A 4,454-nucleotide genomic window follows, 5' to 3' on the forward strand; every position below is an offset into this window, starting at 1 on the left:
GTGGGAGCGGCTTCCAGCCGCGATGCCCGATCCCCGGTCGCGCCCCGGCCGTCGCGGTCAGTTCGCGTGGTAGCTGACGATGCGATCGACCTCGTTCCTGGAGCCGAGGATCACCGGGACGCGCTGGTGCACGTCCTGCGGCACCATGTCCAGGATCCGCTCGCGGCCGGTGGTGGAGGTGCCGCCGGCCTGCTCGATGATCAGGCTCATCGGATTGGCCTCGTACATCAGGCGCAGCTTGCCGCCCTGATTCTGTGCCTTCATCTTCTCGTCCACCGGGTACATGAATACGCCGCCGCGCGTCAGAATGCGGTGCACCTCCGCGACCATGGAGGCGATCCAGCGCATGTTGAAATCCTTGCCGCGCGGGCCCTCCTTTCCGGCCAGGCATTCATCCACGTAGCGCTTCACGGGCTCCTCCCAGAACCGGCTGTTGGAGGCATTGATCGCGAACTCGCTGGTATCGGCGGGGATCTTAACGTCTTCGTGCGTCAACAGGAATTCACCGAAGTCCTTGTCCAGGGTGAACATCTGCACGCCGCGCTGCGGGGTGGCGAAGACCATCATGGTCGAGGGTCCGTACAGGCAGTAGCCTGCGGCGCACTGCCGGGCACCGGGCTTGAGGAAGTCCTCGGGAGTGGGACGGGTCACCCCCTCGGGCGCCTTGATGATGGAGAAGATGGTGCCCACGGAGACGTTCACGTCGATGTTCGAGGAACCGTCCAGCGGGTCGAACAGCACCAGATAGTGGCCGCGCGGCGCATCCGCGGGGAGCTGGTAGATCTCGTCCATCTCTTCGGAGGCCAGACCCGCGACGTGCCCGTTGTGCGCGAGCGCCTCGATGAAGACCTCGTTGGTGATCACGTCGAGCTTCTTCTGCGTCTCGCCCTGGACGTTCTCGGAACCGGCCGAACCGAGCACCCCGATCAGATCGCCCTTGTCCACGAGGCCCGAGATCTTCTTGCAGGCAACCGCGATGTCGTTCAGGAGACCGGTGAATTCGCCGGTCGCCCCCTGGATCTGGCGCTGCGTTTCGATGATGTAGTTGGTGAGAGTGGTACCGATATGCATGATGGTCTTCCTGGCTGGCCTGATGGATGGCGGGCGATGCTGGTGCAGACCCTGCCCGATCCTGGTGCGGCGCCAGCCGTACAGGGCGGTGCCCCGGATTGCGCCACCCATCCGCGTTTGCATGACGGGGCGGGGCAACACAGAATCGGCGACCAGCGCCCTGTGTGCTGAATCCGCCATGACTGCGGTTCCGGCATCGGCGTCCCGGCGAGGGCTGCGCCGGGGCATCATCCCGGCTGCAACGGCAATATATTAGCAAAGGCTGTCAGGAGTTATCGCTGGTACCGTTTCTGCATGAACGCCGTGTCTGGGGCGCGCCGTCGTCATCAAGGGAGGAAGCAATGCCGAAGAATGCGCTGTACGCCCAGTCCGGCGGGGTCACCGCGGTGATCAACGCGAGCGCCTGGGGCGTCATCGAGGCCGTACGGGCGCACCCGGCACACTTCGGCACCTGCTACGCCGCACGTGACGGCATCCTCGGGGTGCTGAACGAGGAGATCTTCGATCTGGATCAGGAAGACCCGCTGACCCTCGCGGCACTGCGGCACACGCCGGGCGGCGCCTTCGGCTCCTGCCGTTTCGACCTGGGCGATCCGGAGCGCGACCCGAGGCAGTACGAACGGCTGGTCGAGGTCTTCCGCGCCCACGACATCGGCTTCTTCTTCTACAACGGCGGCGGCGGCTCGATGGACACCGCGCTGAAGGTCGCGCGCATCAGCGATCTGATGGGGTACCCGATTACTGCGGTCGGTGTGCCCAAGACCATCGACAACGACCTCGACGCCACCGATACCAGCCCGGGTTTCGGGTCCGCGGCCAAGTTCATCGCGACCGTGGTGCGCGAGGCCAGCCTCGACGTGGAGTCGATGCACACGAGCTCGACCAAGGTCTTCATCCTCGAGGTGATGGGTCGGCATGCGGGCTGGCTCGCGGCTGCGGCGTCGCTGGCCCAGGAATACGACGGCCAGCCGCCGATGCTCATTCTCTTTGCGGAGGTGCCCTTCGACGAGGCGGACTTCCTGAACAACCTGCAGCTGGTGATCGAGCGCTACGGCTACTGCGTGGTGGTGGTCTCGGAGGGCCTGAAGCACGCGGACGGTTCGCTGTTCGCCGTGGCCCAGAGCCACGACGTCTATGCCTATACCCAGCTGGGCGGCGCCGCGCCGCGGCTCGCGGAGATGATCAAGAGGGGCACCGGCTACAAGCTGCATTGGTCGGTGGTGGATTACATCCAGCGGGCTGCTCGCCACCTGGTCTCGCGCGCCGACGTGCAGCAGGCCTACGCAGTGGGCAAGGCGGCCGTGGAGGGCGTGGTGGCCGGCTACCACAGCTTCATGCCGGTGATCCTGCGCCAGTCCAGCGTTCCCTACCGCTGGACGATCAGCCGGGTGCCGCTGGAACGGGTCGCGAACATCGAGCGGGGCATGCCCCCGGAATTCATCGCGCCGGACGGATACGGAATCACGCAGGCCTGCCGCGACTACCTGCGGCCCCTGATCGAGGGCGAGGACTACCCGCCGTTCGAGCACGGCCTCCCCTGCTACTCGCGCATCCGCGGGATGCTCCTGCCCAAGCGCTGTCCTGAGTTCACAGTCAACGACGACTGACGGTCTTCGCTCCGATCGGTACGCTCGGGTTCCCCGGGGGTGGGGGGGGCGGCGTCCCCCGGGGACAGATTTGTAAATCTGTCCCCTGTCTGCTCTTTCTGCTCTTTATGGTCTCATTGCCGGGCGCCGGTGCCTTTATGCGCCGCCGGGTTTGGTTCAAGATACCGTCCGGGTGCCATCGGCCAGCCGGGATCGCGTCGTCCGGGCCGGGGTGCAGCCCAGCGTGCCCGATTCCACCAGAGGAGACCCTGATGAAGGCAAGCCAACACCCCCCGAAGGCCCTGGCCCTTCTGTTCGCGCTGCTGTTGACCCTGCTGCCGGCCACCCCGCTGATGGCGGGCATGCTGGACACCGGCGCGCTGCTGCACGCCGCGAACGCGAATGCCGAGCGCGCGATGCTGGTCGAGCGCCTCGGTAGCGGGGAGGTCCGGGACACGCTGGCCCGCCTGGGCGTGGATCCCGCGGATGCCGAGGCCCGTGTGGCGCGCCTGACCGACCGCGAGGTCGCCGACCTGAGCGCGCGCCTCGAGCAGCTGCCCGCCGGTGGCGCCAGCACCCTGGAGGTCGTGCTGATCGTATTCCTGGTCTTCGTGATCACGGATGCGATCGGGCTCACGAATATCTTCGCCTTCGTGCAACCCTCACGCTGACCGGTGTTCCGGCAGTCAATACCGTTCCGTCGCCGGTATCCGCGGCTGGCCGCGCGGCTGCTCCTGCTCGGGCTGGTCGTCGCATTCCTGTCGGCCTGCGCCACCGCGCCCCAGAGCAGCCGCCTCGCGACGGCCCCTCCGGCGGAGCTGCCGGAGCGGGTGGAGCTGGCCGAGGTCGCGTTCTTCCCGCAGGAGCAATACCAGTGCGGGCCCGCTGCGCTGGCGACGGTGCTGGACTGGCAGGGACTCGGCGTCGATCCCGACGATCTCGTGTCCGAGGTCTACGTTCCGGAGCGCCAGGGCAGTCTCCAGGCGGAAATGCGCGCCGCGACCCGGGCTCGGGGTCTGGTGGCCTACCGGCTGCGGCCGGAGCTTGACGATGTCCTCGCGGAGGTCGCCGCGGGCAATCCGGTCCTGGTGTTCCAGAATCTCGGGCTCGGGTTCGCGCCGCGCTGGCACTACGCGGTGGTGATCGGCTACGACCTCGAGGCAGCGGAGCTGGTGCTGCGCAGCGGCACCATCGAGCGCCACGTGAACGAGTTGTCCCGGTTCGAGCGGACCTGGGCGCGCGGCGAGCGCTGGGCCTTCGTCGCGGTCCCGCCGGAGCAGCCCGCCGTGACCGCGGAGCCGCTGTCCTGGTTGCGTGCGGTGCACGAGCTCGAGCAGACCGGCAGGCTGGACGCCGCCCGCACCGGCTACCGGGCGGCAATCGAGCGCTGGCCCGACCAGCATATCGGCTATCTCGGACTGGCCAATGCCCACTTCGCCGCGGGCGGCTTCGAGCCGGCGGAGAGCGCCCTGCGCGAGCTGTTGCAGCGCCAGCCGGAGCGGCACGAGGCGTGGAACAATCTCGCCCACGTGCTCGCTGCCCGCCAGTGCGGGCCCCAGGCCCGCCAGGCGGCCGACTGCGCGGTGGCGCTGGCGCCCCAGGCGCCGGTCTACGAGCGCACCGCACGCACCATGGCCACCGCAGAGGCCGCCGGTGCCGACTGCCGGCCGGCGCCGCCCTGTCCCGCCTACGGCCTGCGCGTGGAGCGGCCAGCCCGATAACTGTCATTGCGCACGGGCGCCTCCCCGGGTCTTGAAAGAAGGCCGTAGGGTGGGCAAAACGAAGTGTGCCCACCAC

The 4,454-nt window shown here is 68.0% G+C and carries 4 protein-coding genes; 3 read left to right on the plus strand and 1 reads right to left on the minus strand.

From position 1 onward, the window contains the following. Nucleotides 1-57: 57 nt before the first annotated feature. On the minus strand, nt 58-1,071 hold the full coding sequence (locus ACESMN_RS13435; protein ID WP_373054115.1) for a class 1 fructose-bisphosphatase: 1,014 nt from the start codon (nt 1,069-1,071) through the stop codon (nt 58-60). A gap of 341 nt (nt 1,072-1,412) precedes the next feature. Between ACESMN_RS13435 and ACESMN_RS13440 the strand changes: the two genes are divergently transcribed. From ACESMN_RS13440 to ACESMN_RS13450, 3 genes are all read left to right on the plus strand, one after another. Then, nucleotides 1,413-2,678, plus strand: a complete 1,266-nt coding sequence (locus tag ACESMN_RS13440; protein WP_373054116.1) for a 6-phosphofructokinase — start codon at nt 1,413-1,415, stop codon at nt 2,676-2,678. A 251-nt stretch (nt 2,679-2,929) separates the two neighbouring features. After that, a complete protein-coding gene (locus tag ACESMN_RS13445) occupies nt 2,930-3,328 on the plus strand; it encodes a DUF6627 family protein (protein WP_373054117.1) in 399 nt (132 codons plus the stop codon). Between the two features lie 63 nt (nt 3,329-3,391). Then, entirely contained in the window at nt 3,392-4,378 is a 987-nt protein-coding gene (locus tag ACESMN_RS13450; protein WP_373054118.1) for a PA2778 family cysteine peptidase, read from the plus strand. Nucleotides 4,379-4,454 lie beyond the last annotated feature (76 nt).

The organism is Thioalkalivibrio sp. (genome assembly GCF_041690275.1).
In the GTDB taxonomy this organism is placed as follows: Bacteria; Pseudomonadota; Gammaproteobacteria; order Ectothiorhodospirales; family Ectothiorhodospiraceae; genus Thioalkalivibrio.